The organism is Saccharothrix sp. S26 (assembly GCF_021390395.1).
In the GTDB taxonomy this organism is placed as follows: Bacteria; Actinomycetota; Actinomycetes; order Mycobacteriales; family Pseudonocardiaceae; genus Actinosynnema.
In genome coordinates this window covers 136,512-163,403 of record NZ_JAJUWT010000009.1, presented here as the reverse complement: position 1 = coordinate 163,403, position 26,892 = coordinate 136,512, and the positions used below count along the sequence as shown (strand labels likewise).

Here is a 26,892-nt window from a genome sequence, read left to right as displayed (position 1 = left end):
GAGCGGGGCGCGGACCACATACCACATCACCAAGACGGGCACCACGGTCACGGGCAGCAGCGGCTGACCCGAGCCGGCGAACGCCCCTTCACCCCGTGGTGGAGGGGCGTTCGCCCGGATGGGTACCGGCACGCGTCGGCCGGGGACTTCGACATGCGACCCCGACGGGTCCGGGCGACGATGGCCGGACCACGCCGGATCACGGACGAGGACGCGGTCATGGGCTTGTCGGCAGTGCCGTCCACGGTCAACCGGCCGCCCACGACCGGGCGGCGCTGGGTGATGCTCGGCCTGGCCACGGTCGGGTTCGCGCTGAACTTCTGGGCGTGGGCGTTGCTCAGCCCCCTCGGCCCGCGGTTCAAGGACGACCTGGGGCTGACCTCGTTCCAGCAGGCGTTGCTGGTCGCGGTCCCGGTGGTGGTGGGGTCGGTCGGGCGCATACCGGTCGGCGCGCTGACCGACCGGTTCGGCGGCCGGGTGATGTTCCCGCTGGTCTCGGCGGTCACGATCGTGCCGGTGCTGTTCCTCGGGCTGGTCGGGCACACGTCGCTGGCCGCGCTGCTCGTCGGCGGGTTCTTCCTCGGCGTGGGCGGCACGTCCTTCGCGGTCGGGGTGCCGTTCGTCAACCTGTGGTTCCCGCCCGAGCGGCGGGGCCTGGCGATCGGCATCTTCGGCGTGGGCATGGGTGGCACCGCGATCAGCGCCCTGACCACGGTCAAGCTGGTCGAGCGGTGGGGTCTGGCGACACCGTTCGCGGTGACGGCGGTGGCGCTGGCCTGCTACGCGGTCGTCGCGGTGCTGGTGCTGCGCGACGCGCCGGGGCGGACGGTCCCCGCCGGGTCGCTGAGCCGTCGGCTCGCGGCCACCGCACGGCTGCCGTCCACCTGGCAGGCGTCGGCGTTGTACGCCGTGGCGTTCGGCGGTTTCGTCGCGTTCTCGGTCTACCTGCCCGCCTACCTCGGCGAGTCCTACGGCCTGACGCAGGCGGACGCGGCCGACCGGATGGCCGGGTTCGTGCTGCTCGCGGTCGTGATGCGGCCGGTGGGAGGGTGGCTGTCGGACCGGCTCGGCCCGGTGCGGGTGCTCGTCGCCTGCCTGGCCGTGGTGGCCGCGGGTGCGGCGGTGCAGGCGTTCACGCCCGAGTTGATGCCGCTGGGCACGGTCGCGTTCCTGGCGATGGCCGCCGCGCTGGGCGCGGGCAGCGGCGCGGTGTTCGCCCTGGTGGCCCTGCTCGCGCCGGCGGACAAGGTCGGTTCGGTGACCGGTGTGGTCGGCGCGGCCGGCGGCCTCGGCGGCTTCGTGCCGCCGCTGGTGATGGGCGCCCTCTACGGTGCGCTGTCGTCCTACGCGCTGGGCCTCGCCGCGCTGGCGGTCGTCGCCCTGGCCTCGCTGCTGTTCACCGCGACCGCGGTGCGCCGCGCCGTGCACGCCCACCGACAGTGAGGACCCCACCCGACATGGACGGCCGCCAACCACCCGCCATCACCGACCGGTCACGACCACACCACCGCGTGACTGGCCACCGAAAGGCGCGAACACCGTGAGCACCGGCACCGAACCGGCCGCGGGCGGCAGTGGCGGGTTGGACAGCGGCCTCGTCGACGCGCTGGTGCGCACACGCCGGTTCTTCACCCGCGCCGACATCTCCCCGGACCTGCGCACGGTGCACCGGATCGGCGGGCGGCAGGCCGACGAGTTCTACCGGGACCGGTGGAGCCACGACAAGGTGGTGCGCTCCACCCACGGCGTGAACTGCACCGGGTCGTGCTCCTGGAAGGTCTACGTCAAGGACGGGATCATCACCTGGGAGGCGCAGCAGACCGACTACCCGTCGGTGGGGCCGGACCGCCCGGAGTACGAGCCCCGCGGCTGCCCGCGCGGCGCGGCGTTCTCCTGGTACACCTACTCGCCGACCCGCGTCCGGTACCCGTACGTGCGGGGCGTGCTGCTGGAGCTGTACCGGGAAGCCAAGGCGCGCACCGGTGACCCGGTCCTCGCCTGGGCGGACGTGGTGGAAGACCCCGAGCGCGCACGGCGGTACAAGGCGGCACGCGGCAAGGGCGGCCTGGTGCGCGCGTCGTGGGACGAGGCGACCGAGATGATCGCCGCCGCGCACGTGCACACGATCAAGACCTACGGCCCGGACCGGATCGCGGGCTTCTCCCCGATCCCCGCCATGTCGATGGTCTCGCACGCGTCGGGCGCGCGGTTCGTCTCCCTGCTCGGCGGCACGATGCTCTCCTTCTACGACTGGTACGCCGACCTGCCGGTGGCCTCCCCGCAGGTCTTCGGCGACCAGACCGACGTGCCCGAGTCGGGTGACTGGTGGGACGCGGGCTACCTGATCATGTGGGGCTCGAACCTGCCGGTGACCCGGACCCCCGACGCGCACTGGATGGCCGAAGCGCGCTACCGGGGCCAGAAGGTCGTCGCGGTGTCGCCCGACTACGCCGACAACGTGAAGTTCGCCGACGAGTGGCTGGCCGCCCACCCCGGCACGGACGGCGCGCTGGCCATGGCGATGGGGCACGTGGTCCTGCGCGAGTTCTTCGTGGACCGGCAGACGCCCTACTTCACCGACTACGTCAAGCGCTACACCGACCTGCCGTTCCTGGTCCGGCTCGACCCGCACGGCGACGTGCACCGGCCCGGCAAGTTCCTCACCGCCGCCGACCTGGCCACCGGGGAGGACGAGCACCCGGCGTTCAAGACGGTCCTGCTCGACTCCGCCACCGGCGCACCCGTGGTGCCGGGTGGCTCGCTCGGGTTCCGCTTCGGTGAGCGGGGCGCGGGCCGGTGGAACCTCGACCTGGGCGAGGTCGACCCGCTGCTGTCGACCCGCGGCGGCGAGTCGGTCGAGGTGGAGCTGCCGCGCTTCGACGCACCGGGCGGCACGGCCGCGACCGTGCGCCGGGGCGTGCCCGTGCGGCGGGTCGACGGGCACCTGGTCACCACCGTGTTCGACCTGCTGCTGGCCCAGTACGGCGTGCGCCGCGACGGCCTGCCCGGGACCTGGCCGAGCGGCTACGACGACCCCGACCAGCCGTGCACGCCCGCCTGGCAGGAGGCGATCACCGGCGTGCCCGCGCCGACCGCCGCCCGCATCGCCCGGGAGTTCGCGGCCAACGCCGAGGAGTCCCGCGGCCGGTCGATGATCATCATGGGCGCGGGCACCAACCACTGGTTCCACTCGGACACGATCTACCGCGCGTTCCTCGCGCTGACCACGCTCACCGGCTGCCAGGGCGTCAACGGGGGAGGGTGGGCGCACTACGTGGGCCAGGAGAAGTGCCGACCGGTCACCGGCTGGTCGCAGCTCGCCTCCGCGCTGGACTGGTCGCGCCCGCCCCGGCAGATGATCCAGACCGCCTACTGGTACCTGCACACCGACCAGTTCCGGTACGACCGGTTCGGTGCGGACACCCTCGCGTCGGCCAGCACCGGCGGTCGGTTCGCGGGCCGGACGACCGCCGACCTGATCGCGCTGTCCGCGCGGCTGGGGTGGATGCCGTCCTACCCGACGTTCGACCGCAACCCGCTCGACCTCGCCGACGACGCCGAACGGGCCGGCGTGCCGGTGGGCGAGCACGTCGTCGCGGAGCTGAAGTCGGGCCGGCTGCGGTTCGCCTGCGAGGACCCCGACTCGCCGCGCAACTTCCCGCGCGTGCTGAGCATCTGGCGCGCCAACCTGCTCGGCTCGTCCGGCAAGGGCAACGAGTACTTCCTCAAGCACCTGCTGGGCGCCGACCACTCGTTGCGCGCGCAGGAGACCCCGCCGCCCGACCGGCCCCGAGACGTGGTCTGGCACGACGAAGCGCCGGTCGGCAAGCTGGACCTGCTGCTGTCGCTGGACTTCCGCATGACCAGCACCACCCTGTTCTCCGACGTGGTGCTCCCCGCGGCGACCTGGTACGAGAAGCACGACCTCAACACCACCGACATGCACCCGTTCGTTCACTCGTTCAACCCGGCGATCGCGCCGCCCTGGCAGACCCGCACGGACTGGGCCGCGTTCCAGGCCATCGCCGAGTCCTTCAGCACCCTCGCCGAGCGGCACCTGGGCGTGCGCAAGGACGTCGTCGCCACACCGCTGCTGCACGACACCCCAGACGAGCTGGCCACCCCGCACGGCGTGGTGCGCGACTGGAAGGCGGGGGAGTGCGAGCCCGTCCCCGGCGTCACGATGCCGAAGCTGACCGTCGTGGACCGCGACTACCCCGCGGTCGCGGCCAAGCTGGGCGCTCTCGGCCCCCTGCTCGACTCGCTCGGCGCCACCACCAAGGGCGTCACGTACCGGGTCGAGGACGAGGTGGAGCACCTGCGGCACAAGAACGGCGCGATCCGCGGCGGTCCGGCCGACGGCCGCCCGTCACTGGTGCGCGACGTGCACGCGTGCGAGGCGATCCTCGCCCTGTCCGGCACCACCAACGGACGCCTGGCCACCCAGGGCTTCCGCACCCTCGAACACCGCACCGGCACGCCGCTGGCCGACCTGGCCGCCGAGCACGAGGGCAAGCGGATCACGTTCGCCGACACGCAGACCGCCCCGGTGCCGGTGATCACCTCGCCCGAGTGGTCGGGGTCGGAGACCGGCGGCCGCCGCTACTCGCCGTTCACGATCAACGTCGAGCGCCTCAAGCCCTGGCACACCCTCACCGGCCGCCAGCACTTCTACCTCGACCACGACTGGATGGCCGAGCTGGGTGAGCAGTTGCCGGTGTTCCGGCCACCGCTGGACCTGCACGCGTTGTTCGGTGAACCACGCGTCGGCGAGCACGGTGAGCTGGGTGTCGCGGTCCGCTACCTGACGCCGCACTCCAAGTGGTCGATCCACTCCGAGTACCAGGACAACCTGTTCATGCTGAGCCTGTCCCGCGGTGGTCAGACGATCTGGATGTCGCGGGAGGACGCGGCCAAGATCGGCGTGGCCGACAACGACTGGGTCGAGGCGGTCAACCGCAACGGCGTCGTCGTGGCCAGGGCGGTGGTGTCGCACCGGATGCCCGAGGGCACCGTCTACATGCACCACGCGCAGGACCGGCTGATCGACGTGCCGCGCACCGAGACCTCCGGCAAGCGCGGCGGCATCCACAACTCGCTGACCAGGCTGCTGGTCAAGCCGTCACACCTGATCGGCGGCTACGCGCAGTTGTCGTTCGCGTTCAACTACCTCGGCCCGACCGGCAACCAGCGCGACGAGGTGACCGTGGTCCGGAGGCGGAGCCAGGAGGTGACGTACTGATGCGGGTCATGGCGCAGTTGGCGATGGTGATGAACCTGGACAAGTGCATCGGCTGCCACACCTGCTCGGTCACCTGCAAGCAGGCCTGGACCAACCGCTCGGGCGTCGAGTACGTCTGGTTCAACAACGTCGAGACCCGCCCCGGCCAGGGCTACCCGCGCCGCTACGAGGACCAGGAGCGGTGGCGCGGCGGTTGGGCGCTCACCAGGCGCGGAAGGCTCCGGCTCAAGGGCGGCGGCCGGCTGCGCAAGCTGCTCACCATCTTCAGCAACCCCAAGCTGCCCGGCATCGACGACTACTACGAGCCGTGGACCTACGACTACGACACCCTCACCAACGCGCCCGCGCAGGAGCACACCCCGGTCGCCCGGCCCCGGTCGTTGCTCAGCGGCGAGCCCACCCGGATCACCTGGTCGGCGAACTGGGACGACGACCTCGGCGGCTCGCCCGACCACGGCGACCGCGACCCGCTGCTCAAGGGCATCGCCGACAAGGTGAAGTTCGAGTTCGAGCGCACGTTCATGTTCTACCTGCCCCGCATCTGCGAGCACTGCCTGAACCCCTCGTGCGCCGCGTCGTGCCCGTCCGGCGCGATCTACAAGCGCACCGAGGACGGCATCGTCCTGGTGGACCAGGACCGCTGCCGGGGCTGGCGGATGTGCGTGTCGGGTTGCCCGTACAAGAAGGTGTACTTCAACCACCGCACCGGCAAGGCCGAGAAGTGCACGTTCTGCTTCCCCCGCGTCGAGGTCGGCATACCCACCGTGTGCGCGGAGACGTGCGTGGGCCGGCTGCGCTACATCGGGCTGGTCCTCTACGACGCCGACCGGGTGCTCGCGGCGGCGACGACACCGGACGACCAGGACCTCTACGAGGCACAACGGCGGGTGTTCCTCGACCCCAACGACCCCGAGGTGGTCCGCGAGGCCGAACTCGCCGGGATCCCGGGCGACTGGATCACCGCCGCGCAACGCTCGCCGGTCCACGCGCTGATCAACGAGTACGAGGTGGCCCTGCCGCTGCACCCGGAGTACCGCACCATGCCCATGGTCTGGTACATCCCGCCGCTGTCGCCGGTCGTGGACGTCGTGCGCGACACCGGCCACGACGCCGAGGACCACGGCAACCTGTTCGCCGCCGTCGAGGCGCTGCGCATCCCGGTGGAGTACCTGGCCCAGCTGTTCACCGCCGGTGACGTCGAGCCGGTGAACGCCGTGCTGCGACGGCTGGCCGCGATGCGCAGCTACATGCGCGACCTCAACCTCGGCCGCGAACCGCAGGAGGCCATCCCGGCGAAGGTCGGCATGACCGGCCGGCGGCTCTACGACCTGTACCGGCTGCTCGCGCTGGCCAAGTACGACGAGCGCTACGTCATCCCGCCCGCGCACGCCGAACAGGCGCACGGGCTGGAGGAACTGGCCACCGAGTGCAGCCTCGACTACGAGGGCGGCCCCGGCATGGGCGGCTCCGGCCCGTTCGGCGAGGGCTCCGGCGGCACGTCGCCGATCGCGGTGGAGAACTTCCGGATGCTGCGCGACCGCCAGACCACCGACACCCTCGCCGCGCCGGTCGACAAGGGCAACCGGGTCAACCTGCTCAACTGGGACGGCAAGGGTCGCCCCGAAGGTCTGTTCCCGCCCGGGGACCGGCCCGGCGGGGGAGATCCGGCGGGCGAGGTGGAGCCGAAGCCGTGACCCCCACCGACACCCGACGCGCCACCGCCTGGCAGGTCCAGTCGTTGCTGCTGGGCTACCCCGACGAGCAGGCGTTCGCCCGGCTGCCCCTGCTGCGCGCCGCGACCCGGACGCTGCCCGCGCCGCTCGCCGTGCCGCTGACCGCGTTCCTGGACCACATGGCGGCCACCCCGCCGACCGACCTCGCCGCGGACTACGTGGCCACGTTCGACCACCGCAAGCGGTTCAGCCCTTACCTGACCTACTTCGCCTACGGCGACACCCGCAAGCGCGGCCTGGCGCTGCTGCGGTTCAAGCACGCCTACCGGGCCGCCGGGCTCGAACCGGTCGACGACGAACTGCCCGACCACCTCGCCGTGGTGCTGGAGTTCGCCGCCACCGGCGACCCGGCGACCGGCCTGCGGCTGCTGGGCGAGCACCGCGCCGGGTTGGAACTGCTCCGCGTCGGCCTGCGCGAAGCGGGCTCGCCGTGGGCGCACGTCCTGGAGTCGGTGTCGGCGACCCTGCCACCGCTCGGGCGGCACGAGCACGAGGCGATCGCCCGCCTGGCCGCCGAAGGACCGCCCGAGGAGGAGGTCGGCCTCGCCCCGTTCGCCCCACCCGAGCACGCGCCGCACCCGCGAGGAGGGCCGCGATGACCGAGTCGCCGAGCACGCTCGACATCATGCTGTGGGTCGTCGTGCCGTACGTGGCCATCGCCGTGTTCGTGCTCGGGCACGTCTGGCGCTACCGCTACGACAAGTTCGGCTGGACCACCCGGTCCTCCCAGCTCTACGAGAGCAGGTTGCTGCGCCTGGGCAGCCCGCTGTTCCACTTCGGCATCCTGGTCGTCGCCGTCGGTCACGTCGGCGGCCTGCTGGTGCCCAAGTCGTGGACCGGGGCCGTCGGCATCGGCGACACGGCCTACCACGTGGTCGCGGTGGTGCTCGGCGTGCTGGCCGGGGTGTGCACGCTGACGGGCGCGGCGATCCTGGTCTACCGCCGCCGGACCGTCGGCCCGGTGTTCTCCGCGACCACCCGCAACGACAAGGTCATGTACGTGCTGCTGGTCGGCACGATCGCGCTCGGCCTGGGCACCACCGTGCTGGGCAACCTCACCGACCACCCGCACGACTACCGCGAGTCGGTCTCGCCCTGGTTCCGGTCGATCTTCACCTTCCAGCCGCGGCCGGAGCTGATGGCCGCCGCACCGCTGGGGTTCCGGCTGCACGCGCTGGCCGCGTGGTCGCTGTTCGCGTTCTGGCCGTTCAGCCGCCTGGTGCACGTGTTCTCGATGCCGTTGGGCTACCTCACCAGGCCCTACATCGTCTACCGCAGCCGTGACGCGCGGGGTCAGGCGAGCGGGATGTCGTGGCCCGGGCCGCGCTCGTCGGCGGGGCGGGGGCCGAAGTAGCGGCGGTCGGCCTCGTCGATGCCCACGTCGTTGATGCTCGCCTCGCGGCGGTTCATCAGCCCGTTGTCGGCGAACTCCCACAGCTCGTTGCCGTAGGAGCGGAACCACCGGCCCGTCACGTCGTGCCACTCGTACTGGAAGCGGACGGCGATGCGGTTGCCGCGGAAGCCCCACAGGCTCTTGCGCAGCACGTAGTCCAGTTCCCGCGCCCACTTCTCGGTGAGGAAGTCGACGATCCGCGCGCGGCCGGTGAGGAACACGTCCCGGTTGCGCCAGGCCGAGTCCTCGGTGTATGCGAGCGCGACGCGGTGCGGGTCGCGGGTGTTCCACGCGTCCTCGGCGGCCTGGACCTTGGCCAGGGCGCTGTCGAGGTCGAACGGCGGGAACGGCGGGCGGGCCTCGGTCATGCGGGCGGCACTCCTTCGATCACCGGTTCTGCCGCTTGAGTGCGCCAGTAACCGTTAGAACGACCCTGGCACGCCTCCGCGGCCGTTGTCAACGGACAGAGGCCATGGCAACCGTTAGAAGTGCGGTAGCCTCGTCGCCGTGGACACGGATGCGCCGCTGCTGGGCGAGCCGTTGCCGGTCGAGTTGATGAACACCGTCTGGGCCGACCGGGACGGCGTGCACGACGCGCTGCGCGATCGTGACGGCGCCAAGGCGTGGCTGCGCACCGTCTCCGCCAGGACCGACCTGCTGACCCCCGGCGACCTCGACCGGCTCACCCCGTCCGACCTCGACCGCCTCGCGCACCGCCTGGTCGACCTGCGTGACGCGTTGCGCCGACTGGCCGCCGAGGTCACCGAGGACCCCCGTCCGCACGCCTCCCACCCGCGCGCACTCGACGCCGCCGTGACCGCGCTCAACCAGGCCGCCGGCGACACGCCCCGCTGGTCCGCGCTGTCCTGGACGCCCGGCCGACCGCCCGCGCGCCACGTCCGCGCAGGCGGACCACCCGCCTCGGCGGCCGTCTCCGCCATCGCCGACGAGGCCGTCGCCCTGCTCACCCAGGACGCCCGCCACCGGCTGCGGGCCTGCCTCGGACCGGGCTGCGTCCGGTACTTCGTCAAGGACCACCCGCGCCGGGAGTGGTGCTCGGCCACCTGCGGCAACCGCGCCCGGTCCGCCCGCCACTACCGGCGCCACCGCGGAACGACCTGATCGTCGCGCGCCGCGGTGACCGGCACGCGTTTTGCGTGGCCTGCCCTCGGGTACCAGGCGGGCCGAGTGCCTTGAAAGCACAGGGCGCCGAGGGTGAGGCGGTTATCGATGGGCGTCGGCGAAGCTCCCGACCCGCCGGCTCTGGAGATGACCGCCGAACCGGCGCCGCTCGTGCGGGTCCGGCAGTGGACGGCCGCCGCGTTGGCCGACCTGGACGAGGACCACCTGGAGGCGGTGCTGCTGGTCAGCACCGAACTGCTGACCAACGCCTACGAGCACGGCGCCACCCCGTACGGCATCCGGTTGCGCCGCAGCCGGATGCCGTGCCGAGTCCGGGTGGAGGTGGACGACGCCTCGCCCGAGCAGCCCGTCGTCGGCCGCTCCCGGCTCGGCGAGACCCGTGGGCGGGGCCTGGTGCTGGTGGACCAGCTGTCGACGGCCTGGGGTACCAACCCGTTGCCGGGTACGGGCAAGACGGTGTGGGCCGAGGTCTCGTGCGAGCGTGACGGCTACACGCGCTGCGCGAGCCGCCCGTGAGCATCCCGGCTGGTCGCCCCCGCGCCGGCGTTCGCTGGGCCAACCGGGCGCTCGTGCGCCGCCGCACGCCATCGTGGCCGGTCACGGCGTTACGCTGCCCAGTGCGGGATCGCCGGGTCCCGGCGGGAGGCGCGGTGTGATGGACGGTCGAACGGACCCGGGCGCACCGATCAGCGTGGACACGACCTGGCACGACCGCGTGGTTGTGGTCGCCGTGCACGGCGAGGTCGACATGGACACCTGCGACGAGCTGCGCTCGTGGGTCGTCGAAGCCCTCGACGGCCGACCGGGAGCGCTGGTGCTCGACCTGACCGGCGTGGTGGTCTTCGGCTCGATCGGCCTGTCCCTGCTGATCGAAGCACGCCACCGGGCGCAGCGGTGCGCCGCCGGTTTCGCCGTGGCCACCGACCAACGCGCCGTGCTGTCACCCTTGGCCGAAACCGGCGTCCTCGACCTGCTGGACGTCCGACCGACCGTGCCCGAGGCCGCCGAGGTCGCGATGGCCAGGGGGACGTCGTCGCGAGCCGATTCGAGGTGAACCGGCATTCCCGGCGGGCACCGCGGTGACGGTCCGGGTGGTTGAGCGCCGGCGAGGGTCGCGGTGGCCGGGTGGAGTGCGCGCGGCAAGCGGACGGGTGCCCCCTGCCCGACCACCTGACACCCCCGCGAGTCGTCCCGCTGCGCCATTCGCGCTACCGGAGGGAGCCGGCCGGTATGACGGAGCACGGGATCCCGCTGGAGCTGACGCCGGCGCGGCGATGGGGGATCGCGTGGGGCGCGGTGCAGGTCGTGCCGGCCGCGACGGACCTCGCCCGGCGGCCCGCCGACGCCGTCACCGGCCGCGAGCCGTGGTGGGCCCTGGTGATCGCGGTGAACATCGTCGGCCCGCTGTCCTGCTTCCGCTGGGGCCGCGAAGGCACGCCGCCCACCCCCACCTGAGGGTTCACCCGGTGCGGGGCTGTCCCGCCTGGCGCGCCCGCGGTCGACGGTTGATGTAGGCGGCCAGGCCACCGAGCTCCTCGTTGGCGATGAACGCCGACCGCACGTTGAGGAGGGCTTCCTCGGCGTGGGCGTGGCAGCCCCAGGCCGCGTCACCCCAGGCGTCGGCGACCTTCAGCTCGGCCGGGGCGGTGCACCCGTCCGCGCCGCCGAGCCGGCACTGCTCGGGGTGCGGCACGGTGGCCTGCGCGGCTTCGGCGGCGCGCATCCGGTCGGCCAGTTCCGCCGCCGCGGCGGCCCGCTGCTCGGCCTCGGCGCGCAGCTTCTGCTCCGCGCGCATCGCCTTGACCAGCTCGGCGTGGGCCGCCTCGGCGCGGGTCTCGGCGTCACGGCGCGCCTGCTCGCTGTGGTGGCGCTCGATGGCCAGGGCCGCGGTGCCGGCGAAGACGCGGGCCAGCGCCAGGTCGGACTCCTGCGGGGCGCGCGGGGTCCGGTGGTACATGGCGAAGGTGCCCAGCAGGCTCCCGTCGCGGGCGAGGATCGGCGTGGACCAGCAAGCCGCGAGGCCCGCCCGGTCGGCCAGGTCCCGGAAGTCGTCCCAGAACGGGTCGGTGGCGATGTCGGTGACGACGACCGGCTCCCGCCGGTGGGCGGCCGTGCCGCACGAGCCGACGCCCTCGCCGGTGGCGATCCCGTCGATGGCCTCGTTGTAGAAGTCGGGCAGGCTGGGCGCGGCACCGTGGCGCAGGTGCTCGCCGTCGGCGTCGGCGAGCAGCACGGACACGAGCACCTCCTGCGGGGCGAGGTCCTCGATGCAGCGGGCCATCCCGTCGAGGACCTCGGTCAGGGGTGCCTGCCGGGCGATCTGCTCGAGCAGCGCGCGGTGCTCGGCCATCAGGTGCTGGGCGTGCTTGACCTGGGTGGTCTCCACGCCGATCACCCAGATCCCGACCACGTTGCCCGCGCCGTCGCGGCGCGGCTCGTAGGTGAAGTCGAAGAACGCCTCCCGCTCGAGCGGACCGGTGTCGAGCACGACCCGCACGTCGCGGCCGGTGTAGGGCTCACCGGAGCGGTACACCCGGTCGAGCAGGTCGATGAAACCCTGACCGACCAGCTCGGGCATCAACTCCACCAGCGGGACGCCGGTGCGCGCCCGGTGCTCGCCGATGGTGGCGAAGAAAGCCGGGTTCGCCATCTCCACCACGTGCGCCGGCCCCGCCAGCGAGGCGAACACGGCGATGGACTGCCCGAACAAACCCCGCAGGTCCTCCTCGGCGGTCGCCGGTCCGGCGACCGCCGACCCCGCGCCGAAGGGGTGCTGGTCTGATGCCGCTGTCATCGTGTGGCCCACTCCTCGTCCTTGATCGTCGATCGTAATGCCCGGACACCCGTGGTGTGCGACGGCCCGGCGGGCCACGTCGGGTCGCACGAGCTGCCCCACAACCGGGCTCCCGGCCGAGCGACGACGAGGTCGGTCGAGCCGCACCTCCCGGGTCGGCTCCGCGCTCCCGCCCGGTCGTCGCGCGGGCGCGAGGCGTCGGTGGCCGCGGAGGTGGCTAGGCTGACGCGGTGGATGGCGTGGAACGCCAAGTCGGCGTGTTGGCTGAGCTGACCCGTTTGGGACAGGGTTCGCACGTGTGCTGCGTGGTCGACTCCTCGCCGCGGTTCGAGGAGTGGGCCGCGGGGTGCCTGGCGGAAGGCGCGCGGCAGCGGCAGAAGCTGTTCCGGTTCGCCCCGGACGCGGTGCTGCCGGAGTTGGCGGTCGACGGGTCGGTGACCTTGGCCGATCCGCACGTGGCGTTCCTGGGCCGCGGGCCGATGGACCCCGAGGCGATGTACCGGATGTTCCGCCGCCAGGACGAGGTGGCTCGCGACGAGGGCTACCAGGGCTTGCGGCTGGTGGCGGACATGGACTGGCTGCTGGCCGCCGGACCGGGCCGGGCCGAGGTCGCCGAGTTCGAGCTGGTCCTCGACGAGGTGGTGCGGGAGTTGGGCGCCACCGTGGTGTGCGCGTACCGGACCTCGGGCTTCGACGACGAGGCGGTCGCAGAGGTGCTCGCGGTGCACCCCGTCACGGTCGGGGACGTGCCGCTCGAGCCGGGCTTCCGCGTGTGGAGCGTGGCGCCGGGGGTCTGGGAGGTCGCCGGCGAGGTGGACGTCTTCAACGCCGAGCCGTTCGAGCGGGCGCTCGCGACGGCGGCCGGGCGGTCCGCGTCCTTGCTGGTGCGCACCTCGGGGCTGGGATTCGTCGGCTTGGCCGGTGCACACGCCCTGGCCCGGGTGGCGCGGGCGAGACCGGACCTGCGGATCGTGGTGGAAGACGCGTGCCCGTCGTTGCTCCAGTGCTGGGCGTTGGGTGGGTTCGAGTCGAGCGCGCCCCTGGTCGAGGTCCGGCCGCCGAACGACGTCGATGGCACCGTCGTCGACTGGTCGCCCGGTGACGGAGGGCGTGAGCGGTGAGCCTGCCCGAGGTGGTGAGCGGTTTCCGGCACGAGGCGTTGTTCTACTCATCGCGCGAGGAGTTCCTGGACGGGGCGGTCCCGTTCATCGAGGGCGGTGTCGCCGAGGGCGGACCGGTCCTGGTCGTGGTCGACCGCGAGAAGATCGGACTGCTGCGGACCGCGCTCGGTGCGGGAGCGGATCGGGTCGACTTCGCCGACATGGCCGAGGTGGGCCGCAACCCGGCCCGCATCATCCCGCTGTGGCGGCGCTTCGTCGACCGGAACCTCGTCGACGGCAAGCCCGTCCGGGGGATCGGGGAACCGCTGTGGGCCGGTCGCAGCTCCGCCGAGGTCGTGGAGTGCCAGGCGCACGAGACGCTGCTCAACACCGCTTTCGGTGACGGCTCCGCCTGGTCGCTGTTGTGCCCGTACGACGTCGCCGCGCTGGACGCGCAGGTGGTGGACGAGGCGCGCCGCAGCCACCCCTCCCTGATCGCGGACGGGGTCCGGACGAGCAGCGCCGACTACGTGTTCGACCACCCGTCGCCCGCGCGGTGGGACCACCGGCTCGACCCGCCGCCCGTCGGAGCGGCCCAGTGCCCGTTCGCGTCCGACCGGGGATCACCGGCCGCCGTGCGGAGGTTCGTCCGCGACCACGCGACGGCGACGCCGTTGGACCGGGCCGCGGTCGAGCGGGTGGTGCTGACGGTCAACGAGTTGGTCACCAACAGCGTCGTCCACGGTGGTGGGCACGGCGTGGTGCGGCTGTGGCGCGACGGCGACACGCTGGTGTGCGAGGTGCGGGACGCGGGGACCCTCGTCGCCGATCCGCTGACCGGTCGGCGGGCGCCGACCGGCGGTCAGCCGGGCGGGCGGGGGTTGTGGCTGGTCAACCAGCTGTGCGACCTCGTCCAAGTGCGCACCGCGCCGGAAAGCACGGTCGTGCGCACCCACCACCGGCTCACCGCGCCGCACTGCTGAGCGCGCTCCGTGCCCTCGCGCACCAAGCGGTGGACAACGCGGGTTCGTGAGGCGCGGGTGCGTCACCCGATGTGGTGCTCTGCCGCGCCTCGGCGGCCGGCGGTGTGCGAGCGGTCGTTGGATGTGGGCATGGCGGACGCCGCGCACCAGCCCGTGGGGAGACGGCGTCGTGCCCGGTGGTTGCGGGGGATCGTCGGCGCGTCCTGCGGCCTGCTGGGTGTGGTGCTGATCGCCCACCCGTTCCGCTCGGTCGCGGTGCTGGTGCTGCTGATCGCCGTCGGGATGGTGTTGGCCGGTGTGGGCGAGCTGGCCTCCGCGCGGTCGGGGATCGCCGTCCTGGTCGGCGTGGCGTGGGTGGCGGCCGGTCTCGTCGCGGGACTGGCGCCCGGTGTCGCGATCGGCACGATCACGGTCCTGGCCGGTGTGGCGTTGATCGTCGCCGGCGTGGTCGACGGGGTGCGGGCCTCGCGGGGTGCGGCGGACCAGCGGGTGACGTCGGCGGTGCGCGGTGTGGCGGCGGTGCTCTTCGGCGTCCTGGCGCTGAGCTGGCCGGACGTCACCGAGATCGTCCTCGCGGTCGTGTTCGGGGCGCGGCTGGTGCTGTTCGGCGTCGACCTGGTCGTCACGGCGGTGCGACCCGGCCGGCGCGGGCACCGGGTGGGGCCGCGAAGGGTCCGCACCGCCGCGGCGGCGTGCGGGTTGGTGGTGGCGGTGGCGCTGCTGGTGGTCAGCGTGCGGGTCCACGCCGCCGCGCCCCGGCCCGACGCGTTCTACGACCCGCCCTCCGGCGCGCCGACCGCGCCCGGTGTGCTGCTGCGCGGCGAGCCGTTCACCCGCGGCATCCCGGCCGGGGCGCGGGCGTGGCGGATTTTGTACACGACGACGCGCGACGAGGGCGTCCCGGCGACGGCGAGCGGGCTCGTGCTCGTGGCCGGGGACGCGCCCGCCGGGCCGCGGCCGGTCATCGCCTGGGCGCACGGGACCACCGGCGTCGCGCCGGGCTGCGCACCCTCGCTGGCGGCCGACCCCCTGGGCTCCGGTGCCATGCCCGCGCCGGCCGAGGCCCTCGCGCGCGGCTGGGCCGTCGTGGCGACCGACTACCCGGGCCTGGGCACCGCGGGCCCGCACCCGTACCTGATCGGGCAGGGCGAGGGTCGGTCGGTGCTGGACGCCGTCCGCGCCGCCCGCCGGCTCGACGGCGTGGACCTCGCCCCGCGGACCGTGGTCTGGGGACACTCGCAGGGCGGGCACGCCGCGCTGTGGACCGGGATCCTGGCGCCCACCTACGCGCCGGGGGCGAACGTGGTCGGCGTCGCCGCCGTCGCACCCGCCGCCGACCTGTCCGGGCTCGTCCACAACCTGGGCGGGCTGCGGTTGACCACCGTGCTGGCCGCCTACGTGATCGAGGCCTACAGCGAGGTCTACCCGGACGTCGACTACACGGCGATGGTCCGGCCGACCGCCCGCGTCCAGGCACGCGAGATGGCGCGTCGCTGCCTGGCCGAGCCGTCGAGCACGGTGACGCTGATGTCGTCGTTGCTGTTCGACCGGCCGATCTGGGACGGCGACCCGACCAGCGGCGCGTTCGGCGCGAGGCTGCGGGAGAACACGCCGACCGGCCCCATTTCGGTTCCGCTGCTCATCGCGCAGGGCGAGAGCGACCCGCTCATCCTGCCGACCGTGCAGGCCGCCTACGTCCGCCAACGGTGCGCCGCGGGAGGTGCCGTCGACTACCGCACGTACGCCGGGCGAGACCACCTGGGCGTCGTCGCACCCGACTCACCGCTGATCCCGGACCTCCTCGCGTGGACGCAGGGGCGCCTGGACGCCACCCCGGCTCGGAGCACCTGCCCGACGTGACGCCGTTCGGCGACGGTCCCGGTCGCTGCGGTGGTGGCCGCCGGCCGGTCCGCATGACCGGGCACGGCGACGCGGTGGACCGCGAGTGATGGCGGTCGTCGCCGGCGGGCTCGCGCTGGTGGCGGCTGCCGGGTGGACGGCGGGCTCCCTGGTGGGACCGATCGGCGACACCCCCACGTCGATAATCCCGACGTCTGGTCACACCGAGGGCGGCGGCACGGTGGATGACCGGGTCGTCGTCCGGTTCAGGCGGCTCGTTCGTTGGTGACCGGTCGCAGGTGCCGCGGCCTGCCGCGCTCGGTCGACTGCCGGCCGGGGTCGTCGGTGTCGTCGACGTCGAGCCGGTGGTCCCCCGGCCGTTCCGTCGTGTGAGAGCCGTCGTCGGGAGCGTGAGCGGTACGGCGCACGACTACCAGCAGCGCCAAGCCGAGCACGAGGAAGACGTGCGAGGTGACGCGTGAGAGCGGGACCGCTCCGGTGAGCAGGTCGTTGACGGAGAACGGCACGAGCGAGGCGACGAACGCCGCGACGACCGGCAGCACCCCGGTGACGGCTCTCGGGCGCAGCGCGGTCCAGAGCAGGCCGAGGCCGACGGCGAGGTTCCACGCGGTGCTCTCGTTGAACAGGTGGGTCGACGCCGGGGCGCCGTCGGTGTGCGCGCCGTGGCCCGGGACGTCGTCGACCCCGAACACCTGCGCGATGCCGAGGGTCAGTTGCGCGACCGCGACCCCGGCCAAGCCCATGCGCCAGTACCACCCGCGCGTGGCCCGTGCCACCGGCGGTGTGGCCGCGGCGGTGGCGAGGACGGCCGCGGTGAGGTCGGGGACGTCGGTGGCGGGGCGGACCCTCAGGTCGCGGGTGAGCGCTGCCGCCCGCTCCTGCCACCGCCGGCAGTCGGCGCAGGAGGCGAGGTGCGCGTCGGTCTCCTCGGCGGGCACGGGTTCGGCTTCGCCGTCAGCGCGCGCGGAGACGGCTTCGCGGCAGGTGTCGCAGTCCACGGGGTGATTGTCACCCGCGCGCCGCCGGAACGTCCCGGCGAGCCTCGCCCGGTCAGGTAGCCCGAACCGGTGCGACGGCGGGTCACCCGACCTCCGACGAGTCGTTGCCCGCGGCGTGGAGCAGGTCGTCACGGGCCCGCGCGACCCGGGAGCGGATGGTGCCGACCGGGCAGCCCGCCACGTCGGCGGCCTCCGCGTAGGACAGGCCCAGCACCTGGGTGAGCACCAGGGCTTCGCGCCGGGCGGGGTCGAGCGCGTCGAGCAGCACGTTCAGCTCGACGACACCTTCGAAACCGGTGTCGACCGCCCTGCGGTCCGCCTCCCGCACCCAGTCCGAGCCCGACGACAGCCGGGGGCGCGACTGCGCCATGCGGACCTGGTCGACCACGACGCGGCGGGCGATGGCCAACAGCCAGGCGCGGGCCGAGGAACGCCCGGCGAAGCGGTGCAGGCTGGGCAGGGCGCGGGCGTAGGTCTCCTGAGCCAGGTCGTCCGCCACGCCGACGCCCGTGAGGTGCGCGACGAAGCGCCACACGTCCCGCTGGGTGGCGCGGACGAACCGCTCCAGGGCGTCGCGGTCGCCGGAGCGCGCGTCGAGCGCCCAGCCCGTCACCTCGTCGTCGAAAGCTGTCACGATTCCGGATCGTAACCACGCGGTGACGGGAACCGGTGAGCCGAATGGCGCGACCAGTGGTGTGGACTGCCGATCCTGCCGTGAAGCGCTCTCGGCAGGACCATCCGGGTCCGGCCCGTCGGCGCGGACCCGGACCTGGTCGACGTCGTGCCGGCCGCCGCCCCACCCCGTCACCTCGCCCTGGCGGCGGTGGCCGTCGTCCAACTGTGGCTCGCGCTGCACCAACTGCTCGCCGGCGCTACCGGACACGGCGGTTCCGGCCACCTGTTCAACGAAGGCGCGGCGTGGAACCTGGCGTGGGGGATCGGTCTGCTGGTGGCCGCGGTGCACGCGCACCGTGCCGCCGGACTGCTGCCCACCCTCGGCGGGTTCGTCGCCGCGCTGGTCACGTTCTCGGTCAACGACCTGCTCGACGGCACCGCGACCACCGCGCGCGTCGCCTCCCACGTGCCGTTGGTGGCCGGTTTGCTCCTGCTCCACCTCGTCGCCCGCGCCCACCGGAACCAGCCGACCCCCGGCGCACCGGCCCGGCACGACCACGACCACGGCCGGCGCGACGACCTCGACGTCGCACCGCGGGCGGGAGGGCGTCGCAGGCGGCCACGCCACCTCCGACCCACCGCCCACCACCGCCGAGCAGCCTGACCCGCGGACACGCTGGGCTGGTGCTGCGGTCCACCGCAGTCCACTGTGGATCGTCGCGTCACCCGGCCGTCCCGACCCGCTCGGCGACCTCGACCACCGGGATGATGCCGCCGGCGGCGGCTTGGGCGAGTTCATGCTCCCCGGCGGCAAGGGCACCTGCTTCGCCCGCGCCTCCTGATCGTCCCGTCAGGCGCGGGCGCCCCGCACGATCAACCGGCGGGCGTGGTTGTCGTAGGGCGAAGCGTCGAAGTCGCGAAGCACTCGACACCGGCGAACCCGGTCTGCTCGAACAGGGCGCGCAGCTCGGCGGCGCTGTAAAGCGTGGAGTACAGCGACGTGCGCCGCACCGCGCACCCGCGTCCAGGTTCTCACCCGCGTCGGTGAAGTAGCCGAAGGACGTGTAAATGTTGATCACCAGGTCGTAGGCGTCCGGCTCGACGTGCTCGCGCACACCCGCCCGCTCGCACGCCTCGCGCGTCCAGGCGAGCATCGCCTCGCTGAGGTCCACCCGCCCGCGACTCCCGGCAGCGGCGAGGTGGCCACCACCCGCTCCGCCTCCACCACCCGGCGCGGCGGGAACATCACCTCGGCGAACCCGGTCCACAGCTCGTCGTCCTCGTACCAGCCCATGCCACCCCACGGGTCGTCGTCGGCGCGGAAGCAGCGCCGCCCGGTCCTACTGGTCGCGGGCGGACTGCGGGCGGTTCCCGCCATCTCGTGCGGTCGGCGGGTGGTCACCGTTCGTGGCTCGGACCGGCGGCGGCTCCCGCCGTGCGACGGGGATCCGAAGTGTTCGAGCGGTCGGACGCGCCGGGCAACGCCCGTGCACCAGTGGTCGTGCCAGAGCCCGCACCGCTTCCTGTGAAGCAGCTCACTGTGCCGACGACGTCGACGCCAGCATGATCGGCCCAGGCGTTGGAGATCGTCCGTCGACCGAGCCCGTGACGAGGAGGCCCCCGTGGCGCACGACGGCGCACCGGCCGACGAGCGATCCGCACCGCTGTTCCGGAGCCCCTCCTTCCTCCGGCTGTGGACCGGCGTCACCGCCTCCGGCATCGCCACCTGGGCGTTGCCGTTCATCCTCGGCCTCGCCGTGCTGGAGCGGTCGATCACGCCGGTGGGGCTGGGCGTCGTGCTCGCCGCCCGCACGGTCGGCTTCCTCGCCGCGGTGCCGGTGGCCGGGGTTCTGGCCGACCGGCACCCCCGCCGCCGCGTCGTGCGGTGGGCGGGCACGGTCGCCGCCGCGGCCACGCCGCTGATCGCGCTGGGCATGGGGCGCTCGCTGCTGCTGATGGCCGCCGCCGCTGCCGTCGTCGGCGCCGGGCAGGGGGCGTGCCGACCCGCGTACCAGGCGCTGACGGCCGAGGTCGTCGCCGAGGACCGGCGGCAGCAGGCCAACGCCGCGCTGACCCTCTCGGTCCGGGTCACCACGCTGGTCGCGCCCGGCCTCACCGCGTTGCTCGCCGTGCTCGTCGACACCCCCGCCCTGCTGGTCGCCACCGCCGCGCTGTGGTCGGTGTCCGCGCTGATCCCGCCCGCCGGGGTCGACCGCGCGCCGGTGACCGCCGGTGGGAGGACCCGCTTGGCGTCGGAGTTCCTGGACGGCATCCGCGAAGCCCGCCGTCACCCCTGGTTCCTCGCGGGCCTCGGCGCGCTCACCGCCGTCATCGCCACCGGCTACTCCGCCACCGGTGTCGTGCTGCCCCTGGTCAGCCGCGACCGGTACGGCACGGAGGCGGTGCTCGCCGGTGCCCTGACCGCCTACACCGCGGGCGCGCTGGTCGGCGCGGTCCTCGTCGTCCGCGGGCACCCCCGCGCGCAGGGCTGGGCCGCCCTGGCGGGCCTGGCCTGCTACGGGTTCGCGCCGCTGAGCCTGCTGCTGCCCGTCCCGGCCGCGGTGGTCGTGGCCGCCTACGCCCTGGCGGGCGCGGGCATCGAGCTGTTCAACGTGCCGTGGTTCACCGCCATCCAGCGGGAGGTGGACCCCCGGGCGCTGGCCCGGGTGTCCTCGCTCGACTTCCTGCTGTCCTACGGCCTGGCGCCCGTCGGCCTGGCCTTGATCGCCCCCGCCATCGACGCCTTCGGCCCCGGGCCGGTGCTGGTCGCCTGCGCCGCGACCTGCTTCGCCGCGCCCGCCTTGGCCGCGGTCGTGCCGTCCTCGCGCGGGTTCGCGGCGACCCGGTCGACTCCTCGGTGAGGAGGACGTGCCCGAGCACATCTCGTCGCTGGTGCCGTTGCCCCAGACCACGTAGCGCGGCGGCGACTTCCGCAACCGCGGCAGTTGCCCGCGCGGGGTCGGCAGGTCGAGCAGGGTCCGGGCGGCGGGGGTGCCGGCCTGCCGGACTTCCTTGACGCACGCCCGGGTGTTGCCGGGCTTCGGAACGCCGGCGCGCCGCACCGTTCGATCGGACGGTCCTCGGTGAGCCCGGCACCGCAACCGGACGCCCGACTGGTCGGTCCCGCCAGCAACGTCTCGGTGCTGTTCGGGCTCCGTGCCTCGACCCGGGTGACCCCGTCCGCGCCGCCATCGGGTGCGGACGGCTGGTAGGGCCTTTCGAGCGCGCGCTCGACGAACCGCTCACCGTCCCGCAACGGGTGCTCCAGTGACAACTGACCGGCCTGGTGGAGGTGTCCACCGACCCGGGGGAGGCGGGGGAGCAGCCTGCCGGGGCTGTCGCCAGGACGGCGCGGGCGGCCACGAGAGCGCGTGTTCGTGACCGGGTGGTGCGGTGATCCATGGTGCCCTCTCGTTCCGGGTGGGCGGCCTGGCTGCGCTCACGGTCGGGCCAGTCCGGGGAACAGCCGCAGCGCGTTGTGCCGGTTGACGGCGGGGCGCAGGGCGCCGGGCAGCGCCGGGTCGGAGTCCAGCGCCGCGGCGGCCCGACCGACCTCGTCGGCGGACATCGCGGGCCAGTCGCTGCCGTAGTGCAGGCGGGTGGGGTCGACGACGGCCAACAAGGTCGGGGTGGCGTGCGGTGACATCGGCGCGGCCGTGTCGTAGTGGAAGCGGCGCAGGTAGTCGCGCACCCGCGCGGCCGGCACCGGGGGTTCCAGCCGCCCGCCCAGGGCCTCGGCGCGGGCGGCCAGGTAGGGCAGGGCCCCACCACCGTGCGGCAGGACCACCGACAGGCGGGGGAAGCGGTCGAGCGTGCGGTGGACGATCATGCAGACGGCGGCCCGCGTCGTGTCCAGGGCGTAGTCGCACAGGAAGTTGGGCACGCCGGGAACGGTCGGCTGGTCGGGCTGCCCACCCGGCAGGTCGGTGGGGTGCAGGACCAGCACGGTGCGCCGGGCGTCCAGTTCGGCGAGCAGCGGGTCGAGGGAGGGTTCGCCGACGTAGGCGTCCCGGCGGTCGTGGGTGGGAGCCTGCACGCCGACGGCTCCGGCCTCCAGACCCGTGACGGCCGACCAGATCGCCAGGTCCGGGTCGGCAGCGCCGGTTGTCCGCGCCAGGAAGGCGAACCGGCCCGGGTGGGCGGCCACCAGGTCTGCGACCGCCTGGTAGGCCACGTGGTGGCCCTCCCGGAACTGGGCGGCGTCGCGGTAGCGGGCCTCGGGCATGGTGACCGACATGACCGCGGTCTCGATGCCGAACCGGTCCATCACCGCCAGGGTGCTGGTCACGTCCCACCGTGCCCACCAGGGCGGTTCCCCGACGACGCCGCGCTCCTGCGCCCAGCGCAGCCAACCGGGCGGGGTGCAGTGGTGGTGGACGTCGACGCGCCGGTCGCTCGCGTCGCCGCCGGGTGGAACGGTGACGGCGAGCAGACCCGCGGCCAGGACACCCCGCCGTGACACCCGCGCCATCAGCCCACGACCCCGCCCGCGCCCGCGAAGACCCGCCGCCGCCGGTCGGGCGGGCGGCACCGCAGGCGGTCCGGCCCGTTCTGCGGCACTTTCGGCACGGCGACCCGCCCCTGCGTCGATGGGTGAAGTGGCCCGGAAACCCTCGGAAGTCGTTTTCCCAGCATCGTTTCGCGGCCTGCGAGGGGCAACACCGGTGATTCCATCGGAGCGGCTGTTCACCCGGTGAGGTCGAATCCCGGCCTCCCGCCCGGGGCGACAACGGAACACCGGAAGACCGCGGTGCCGCCATCGGGCACTCCGCCTTCCCCGGTGGAGTGCCCGACAGGACAACCGCTTGCCTCCGGTGACCGGCCCGGGCGTGGCCCTGGCGCCGCGGAAGGCGGGATGGCCTACACCCGGCCCGGGCTCGTGATCAGCGCCCGCATCGGGAGCTTCGCGTGCCGGCATCAGGCCGACCCGAGCCACCTCATCGCATCGGCGCCGTCCCGCGGCGGGATGAGCTCTTTCACGGATCACCGTGGCGGCGGAGGTGTCACGGAAATCGTTCGACGACCACGTGCCACTGCCGAAGGCGGAACACCCGGAAACCCGGACTTTGCGCATTGACCACCCGTGGACGGCTCAGCACGACCGCTCGATGGTCTCGCCCCCTCGAACAGGGTCGAATAAAACATTGATTATCAGGTGGAACGAACCCGTCACTCCGAGAATCGCCGCCCTGTGCCGCCGGAGCACTGCGCGACCTGCACACCCCGATCTCGTTGAACGGGGGTGCGTCGGCAGGTGTCGACCCCCGAGTCGTCCGCCGATTCCGTGCGAGCCCGAATACCGGTGGTTTCCGCGCACGAACGTCGGATCCCGCCGTAATCTTCGGGAACCCGCACCGACGAGATGTTCTGGTGACGAGGTCGTGTTTGGTCGCATGCGTGGAGGAACATGCACTGTTGTGCATGTCGGACAATCGGTCACGAACGCGGCTTCCCAATGTTGTGGATCACACCCGGATGGCGGTAGACATCTCGGTCGGAATTCGGACAGAACGGACATTCTGCATGCCGTATCACGCTTCGGATATGGCGGTCGACCCTTGTTTCCATCATATTCCGGAACGGGAAAATGAGTTTGCGACAGATCTCCGACCTATATACTGAACCGCCGGGTGTGGCCGTTCGGTGGGATGGGGCGCGGGCGGCTTTCGCCGGGACTGGGGCCAGCGAATCGTGCTGTGGGTTGCGGCAACGCCGCACGGAGCACGGGTGAATGGGGGAACAGATGCTGCGGATCGGTCTGCTCGGTCCCTTGACCGTGCACTACGGGGGGAACAAGGTGGCGGTGCGGGCCGGCAAGCAGCGGGTGCTGCTCACCGCCCTGGCGCTGCGCGCGGGCCGCGTCGTCGGCACCGACGAGCTCATCGACTCCCTGTGGCCGGACGAGGCGGTGGGGAGCAGCCGCAGCGCCTTGCAGGTGCACATGGCCCGGCTGCGCGGCACCCTGACCGCCACCGCGCCCGCCGCGGGCCGGCTCATCGAGACCCTCCCCATGGGCTATGCCCTCCGGGTGAACACCGCCGACGTCGACCTGCTGCGGTTCGGCGAGCTGGTGCACAAGGTGCAGCAGCAGTGGCAGCGGGAATCGCCCACCGCGGTCCGCGACACGATCACCGAGGCGTTGGCGCTGTGGCGCGGTCCGGCGCTGGCGGACATCCCGGGGGACAGCCTGCGCGACCACGCCCAACTGCTCACCGAGCAGCGGCTGACGCTGCTGGAGCGGCGGTTCGAGCTGGACCTGGTGCTGGGCAGGCACGAGGAGGTCATCGGTGAACTGCGCGCCGCGGTTCGGGCGCACCCGCTGCGTGAACCGCTGTGGGGTCACTTAATGCGCGCCTTGTGCCTGTCCGGGCGCAAGGCGGAAGCGCTGGAGACCTACCGTCAGCTGGCCGAGAAGCTCGAGAAGGAGGTGGGCGTAGCCCCGGACGAGGCCCTGCGCGAGCTGTACGGGCAGATCCTGTCCGGCACGCTGACCTCCGAACCCGCCCGTGCCGTGGTCGAGGCCGTCGAGCCGCCCGCGTCCGCGACGACGGCGCTCGCCCCTCGCGCCGAGGCCGAGGTCAACCACTGGCCGGTGCTGTGCGCGCTGCCGCCGGACGTGCACGACTTCGTCGGCCGGTCCGACGAACTGCGGCGACTCGAGAAGCTGCTCACGGAGACGCCGCCGCGGGCGTTGCCCATAGTCAACGTCACCGGTTCCCCCGGCGTCGGCAAGACCGCCTTGGCCGTGCGCGCCGCGCACGACGTGCGCCTGTTCTACCCGGACGGTCAGTGGTTCGTCCGCTTGGGAGCCACCAGCGGCTCACCCCGCGATCCCGCCGACGTGCTCGCCGAGCTCCTGCGCAGCTCCGGGACCTCCAGCGCGGCCATCCCCCAGGGGCTGGACGCGCGCGCGGCGATGTTCCGCGCACGGGTGGCCGACCGCCGCGTGCTGCTGTTGTTCGACGACGCTCAGGACGCGGACCAGGTCGCGCCGCTGCTGCCCGGCACACCGGGCTGCGCGGTGGTGGTGACCAGCCGCTCCACCCTGTCGGACCTGCTGGTCCTGCACGGCGCGCGCATCGTGGTCACCGGGATCCTGTCGGTCGTCGAAGGCCGCCGGCTGCTCGAGCACAACATCGGCGACGAACGGGTCGTCGCCGAGCCGGACGAAGCCGACGAACTGGTCGAGCTGTGCGCGTGCCTGCCGCTGGCGCTGAGGGTGGCCGCGGCCAGCCTGGCGGTGCGCCCCACCCAGACCCTGCGCAGCTACGTCGCCGACCTGCGCGACGGCAACCGGATCGCCAAGCTGACCGTCGGCAACACGAGTCGGGCCGCCGTGCAGGCCGCTTTCGACCTGTCCTACCAGCTGTTGTCGGAACCGGCGCGGCGGCTGTTCCGGCGGCTGGGCCTCGTGCCCGGCCCGAGCTTCACGCCCACCGCCGCCGCGGTCGTGGCCGGGCTGGACGTGGCGACCGCGACCCGGCTGCTCGACGAGCTGGCCGTAGCGAACCTCATCGAGCCCTACGAGCAGGGCCGCTACCGCTTCCACGAGCTGCTGCGGCTCTACGCGGTGGAGCGGGGCCGCGCCGACGACAGCAAGGACGAGAGCCAGGAGTCGCTGTCGGCCCTGCTGGAGTGGTACCTGCACACCGCCGCCTCCGCGGTGGTGCCCCGTTACCCCGGCATGATCCGGATCGAGGAGGCGGGCAGCCCGCCCGAGCTCACCCTCGATTTCGGCACCGACGCCGAAGCGCTGGACTGGCTGCACTCCGAGCGGCCCAACCTGGTCGCGGCCATCACCGCAGCCGAGGAGAACCACGGACCGGTGAGCTGGCTGCTCACCGACGTGCTGCGCGGCTACTTCTGGTCGGGCTGGCACAGCGAGGAGTGGCAGGCCGCCGCCAACGCCGGACTGCGCGCCGCGATCGCCGCGGGCGACCACCGGGCACAGTGGGCCATGCACTACAGCCTCGGCCTGGCGCACTACCGGATCGCCGAGTACCCGACCTCCCTGGAGCACCTGACCAGCGCCGAGGCGATCGCCGAACGGAGCTCGCTGCCCGAGTTCGCCGCCGAGACCCGCAACGGCCTGGGCATCGTGCTGCTGGCGAAGGGCAGGCTCACCGAAGCCAGGCAGACGCTGGCCCGCGGCATCGCGCTCGACCGCGAGCTGGACCTGCCGCTGCCCCAGGCCCGCGCGCACCGCCACCTGGGCACGGTCGAGCACGCGCTCGGGGCCTACGCCGAAGCGCTGGCGCACTTCCGCGCCGCGATCGAGATCGACGAGCGGTTCGGCGTGGAGTTCACCCGCTCGGAGAACCTGGGCCGAGTCGGGCTCGCGCAGATCGGCCTGGGCCGGGAGGAGGAGGGTCTGGCCGAGCTGCGCGCGTCGCTGGCGGCCAGCCTGGAGTCGGGCAGTCGGTTCGACCGGGCCGCCGCGCACTGCCGGTTGGCCACGGCGAGCCTGCTGGTGGGCGACCCGGAGCCCGCCGGCGTCGAGGCGCGGGAAGGCCGTGCGCTGGCCGCCGACCTGGGCGACCGTGCCATCCGCGCGGACGCGTGGAACGTCTCGGGCGCGGCGAGCCGCGCGCTGGGGCAGGTGGAGCGCTCGATCGAGGAGCACGAAAAGGCGCTGGAGGTGGCGATCGCCGCCAAGCACGCGCAGATCGAGTTGGAGGCCCGGCTCGGCCTGGCCATCTCGACCCGGGTGCTGGGCCGCCTCGACGCCTCGATGGACCACCTGTGCGCAGCGCTCGCCCTGGTCCGCCGCGACGGGTTGACCGTCATGCACGGGCACGTGCTGGTGATGCTCGCGGCGACGCTGCGCGCGGAAGGGCGCACCGGCGAGGCTGCGCGCCTGTGCCAGGACGCCGCCGCGACCTACCGCCGGGGCGGGCACCGCTGGGCGCCCGCCGTGGCGGAGTCGCTGCCCGACGCCTCGGAGGACGGCTGGGCGCGGGCGGACCGGTTGCTGGCGCCGGTGGGCACGACGGTGATGAACCAGGCGGCCTGTGGATTCGAGAGCTGAGCC

At 73.4% G+C, this 26,892-nt stretch carries 21 protein-coding genes; 15 read left to right on the top strand and 6 right to left on the bottom strand.

Annotated features, from left to right (window positions below; translation table 11 throughout):
• Positions 1-219: 219 nt before the first annotated feature.
• From LZG04_RS16450 to narI, 5 genes are all read left to right on the top strand, one after another.
• Entirely contained in the window at positions 220-1,443 is a 1,224-nt protein-coding gene (locus tag LZG04_RS16450) for an MFS transporter (RefSeq protein ID WP_233817832.1), read from the top strand.
• Between the two features lie 139 nt (positions 1,444-1,582).
• Positions 1,583-5,242: a nitrate reductase subunit alpha gene (locus LZG04_RS16445; RefSeq protein WP_233818104.1), complete on the top strand. Its 3,660-nt coding sequence runs from the start codon at positions 1,583-1,585 to the stop codon at positions 5,240-5,242.
• The gene (narH, locus tag LZG04_RS16440) at positions 5,242-6,936 is read left to right on the top strand and encodes a nitrate reductase subunit beta (protein ID WP_233817830.1); all 1,695 of its coding nucleotides are present in this window, start codon (positions 5,242-5,244) and stop codon (positions 6,934-6,936) included. The genes LZG04_RS16445 and narH overlap by 1 nt, the downstream gene beginning before the upstream one ends.
• The gene (narJ, locus tag LZG04_RS16435; RefSeq protein WP_233817828.1) at positions 6,933-7,574 is read left to right on the top strand and encodes a nitrate reductase molybdenum cofactor assembly chaperone; all 642 of its coding nucleotides are present in this window, start codon (positions 6,933-6,935) and stop codon (positions 7,572-7,574) included. The genes narH and narJ overlap by 4 nt, the downstream gene beginning before the upstream one ends.
• Positions 7,571-8,329 (top strand): respiratory nitrate reductase subunit gamma, encoded by a 759-nt coding sequence (narI, locus tag LZG04_RS16430; RefSeq protein ID WP_233817826.1) that lies wholly within the window; start codon positions 7,571-7,573, stop codon positions 8,327-8,329. The genes narJ and narI overlap by 4 nt, the downstream gene beginning before the upstream one ends.
• Here the strand turns inward: narI and LZG04_RS16425 are convergent.
• The gene (locus LZG04_RS16425) at positions 8,269-8,736 is read right to left on the bottom strand and encodes a nuclear transport factor 2 family protein (protein WP_233817824.1); all 468 of its coding nucleotides are present in this window, start codon (positions 8,734-8,736) and stop codon (positions 8,269-8,271) included. The genes narI and LZG04_RS16425 overlap by 61 nt on opposite strands.
• A gap of 139 nt (positions 8,737-8,875) precedes the next feature.
• Between LZG04_RS16425 and LZG04_RS16420 the strand changes: the two genes are divergently transcribed.
• From LZG04_RS16420 to LZG04_RS16405, 4 genes are all read left to right on the top strand, one after another.
• Positions 8,876-9,490: an ABATE domain-containing protein gene (locus tag LZG04_RS16420; RefSeq protein WP_233817822.1), complete on the top strand. Its 615-nt coding sequence runs from the start codon at positions 8,876-8,878 to the stop codon at positions 9,488-9,490.
• A gap of 147 nt (positions 9,491-9,637) precedes the next feature.
• Complete coding sequence (locus tag LZG04_RS16415; RefSeq protein ID WP_233817820.1) at positions 9,638-10,027, top strand: ATP-binding protein; 390 nt, start codon at positions 9,638-9,640, stop codon at positions 10,025-10,027.
• A 139-nt stretch (positions 10,028-10,166) separates the two neighbouring features.
• Entirely contained in the window at positions 10,167-10,565 is a 399-nt protein-coding gene (locus tag LZG04_RS16410) for an STAS domain-containing protein (RefSeq protein WP_233817818.1), read from the top strand.
• Between the two features lie 176 nt (positions 10,566-10,741).
• Positions 10,742-10,966 (top strand): hypothetical protein, encoded by a 225-nt coding sequence (locus LZG04_RS16405; RefSeq protein WP_233817817.1) that lies wholly within the window; start codon positions 10,742-10,744, stop codon positions 10,964-10,966.
• Positions 10,967-10,970: 4 nt separating this feature from the next.
• Here LZG04_RS16405 and LZG04_RS16400 read toward each other — a convergent pair whose 3' ends face one another.
• Positions 10,971-12,305, bottom strand: coding sequence for a GAF domain-containing protein (locus tag LZG04_RS16400; protein ID WP_233817815.1), 1,335 nt, complete (start codon positions 12,303-12,305; stop codon positions 10,971-10,973).
• Between the two features lie 239 nt (positions 12,306-12,544).
• On the opposite strand from LZG04_RS16400, the gene LZG04_RS16395 reads away from it, so the two are divergent.
• The 3 genes from LZG04_RS16395 to LZG04_RS16385 all read left to right on the top strand — a co-directional run bounded on the left by LZG04_RS16395 (position 12,545) and on the right by LZG04_RS16385 (position 16,248).
• Complete coding sequence (locus LZG04_RS16395; protein WP_233817813.1) at positions 12,545-13,426, top strand: MEDS domain-containing protein; 882 nt, start codon at positions 12,545-12,547, stop codon at positions 13,424-13,426.
• Positions 13,423-14,388, top strand: a complete 966-nt coding sequence (locus LZG04_RS16390; protein WP_233817812.1) for a sensor histidine kinase — start codon at positions 13,423-13,425, stop codon at positions 14,386-14,388. The genes LZG04_RS16395 and LZG04_RS16390 overlap by 4 nt, the downstream gene beginning before the upstream one ends.
• 129 nt (positions 14,389-14,517) lie before the next feature.
• Positions 14,518-16,248 carry an alpha/beta fold hydrolase gene (locus LZG04_RS16385; RefSeq protein WP_233817811.1) on the top strand — a complete coding sequence of 577 codons (1,731 nt, stop codon included), beginning with the start codon at positions 14,518-14,520 and terminating at the stop codon, positions 16,246-16,248.
• Between the two features lie 245 nt (positions 16,249-16,493).
• Here LZG04_RS16385 and LZG04_RS16380 read toward each other — a convergent pair whose 3' ends face one another.
• Together LZG04_RS16380 and LZG04_RS16375 are read right to left on the bottom strand one after the other, a co-directional pair.
• Entirely contained in the window at positions 16,494-17,246 is a 753-nt protein-coding gene (locus tag LZG04_RS16380; protein ID WP_233817810.1) for a zf-HC2 domain-containing protein, read from the bottom strand.
• An 82-nt stretch (positions 17,247-17,328) separates the two neighbouring features.
• Complete coding sequence (locus tag LZG04_RS16375) at positions 17,329-17,880, bottom strand: sigma-70 family RNA polymerase sigma factor (protein ID WP_233817809.1); 552 nt, start codon at positions 17,878-17,880, stop codon at positions 17,329-17,331.
• A 189-nt stretch (positions 17,881-18,069) separates the two neighbouring features.
• Between LZG04_RS16375 and LZG04_RS16370 the strand changes: the two genes are divergently transcribed.
• The gene (locus LZG04_RS16370; protein ID WP_233817808.1) at positions 18,070-18,525 is read left to right on the top strand and encodes a hypothetical protein; all 456 of its coding nucleotides are present in this window, start codon (positions 18,070-18,072) and stop codon (positions 18,523-18,525) included.
• A 58-nt stretch (positions 18,526-18,583) separates the two neighbouring features.
• Here the strand turns inward: LZG04_RS16370 and LZG04_RS16365 are convergent, their stop codons facing one another.
• Positions 18,584-19,033 (bottom strand): hypothetical protein, encoded by a 450-nt coding sequence (locus tag LZG04_RS16365; protein WP_233817807.1) that lies wholly within the window; start codon positions 19,031-19,033, stop codon positions 18,584-18,586.
• A gap of 492 nt (positions 19,034-19,525) precedes the next feature.
• Between LZG04_RS16365 and LZG04_RS16360 the strand changes: the two genes are divergently transcribed.
• Entirely contained in the window at positions 19,526-20,722 is a 1,197-nt protein-coding gene (locus LZG04_RS16360; RefSeq protein ID WP_233818102.1) for an MFS transporter, read from the top strand.
• A 578-nt stretch (positions 20,723-21,300) separates the two neighbouring features.
• Here the strand turns inward: LZG04_RS16360 and LZG04_RS16355 are convergent.
• Positions 21,301-22,332 carry an amidohydrolase family protein gene (locus LZG04_RS16355; RefSeq protein ID WP_233817806.1) on the bottom strand — a complete coding sequence of 344 codons (1,032 nt, stop codon included), beginning with the start codon at positions 22,330-22,332 and terminating at the stop codon, positions 21,301-21,303.
• A gap of 1,260 nt (positions 22,333-23,592) precedes the next feature.
• Between LZG04_RS16355 and LZG04_RS16350 the strand changes: the two genes are divergently transcribed.
• Complete coding sequence (locus tag LZG04_RS16350; RefSeq protein WP_233817805.1) at positions 23,593-26,889, top strand: BTAD domain-containing putative transcriptional regulator; 3,297 nt, start codon at positions 23,593-23,595, stop codon at positions 26,887-26,889.
• Positions 26,890-26,892 lie beyond the last annotated feature (3 nt).

Coding starts and splice junctions, on each gene's coding strand:
- LZG04_RS16355 (WP_233817806.1), bottom strand. CDS start 22,332: ATGGCGCGGGTGTCACGGCGGGGTGTCCTGGCCGCGGGTCTGCTCGCC.
- narH (WP_233817830.1), top strand. CDS start 5,242: ATGCGGGTCATGGCGCAGTTGGCGATGGTGATGAACCTGGACAAGTGC.
- LZG04_RS16350 (WP_233817805.1), top strand. CDS start 23,593: ATGGGGGAACAGATGCTGCGGATCGGTCTGCTCGGTCCCTTGACCGTG.
- LZG04_RS16410 (WP_233817818.1), top strand. CDS start 10,167: ATGGACGGTCGAACGGACCCGGGCGCACCGATCAGCGTGGACACGACC.
- LZG04_RS16400 (WP_233817815.1), bottom strand. CDS start 12,305: ATGACAGCGGCATCAGACCAGCACCCCTTCGGCGCGGGGTCGGCGGTC.
- LZG04_RS16385 (WP_233817811.1), top strand. CDS start 14,518: ATGGCGGACGCCGCGCACCAGCCCGTGGGGAGACGGCGTCGTGCCCGG.
- LZG04_RS16415 (WP_233817820.1), top strand. CDS start 9,638: ATGACCGCCGAACCGGCGCCGCTCGTGCGGGTCCGGCAGTGGACGGCC.
- LZG04_RS16425 (WP_233817824.1), bottom strand. CDS start 8,736: ATGACCGAGGCCCGCCCGCCGTTCCCGCCGTTCGACCTCGACAGCGCC.
- LZG04_RS16405 (WP_233817817.1), top strand. CDS start 10,742: ATGACGGAGCACGGGATCCCGCTGGAGCTGACGCCGGCGCGGCGATGG.
- LZG04_RS16450 (WP_233817832.1), top strand. CDS start 220: ATGGGCTTGTCGGCAGTGCCGTCCACGGTCAACCGGCCGCCCACGACC.
- narI (WP_233817826.1), top strand. CDS start 7,571: ATGACCGAGTCGCCGAGCACGCTCGACATCATGCTGTGGGTCGTCGTG.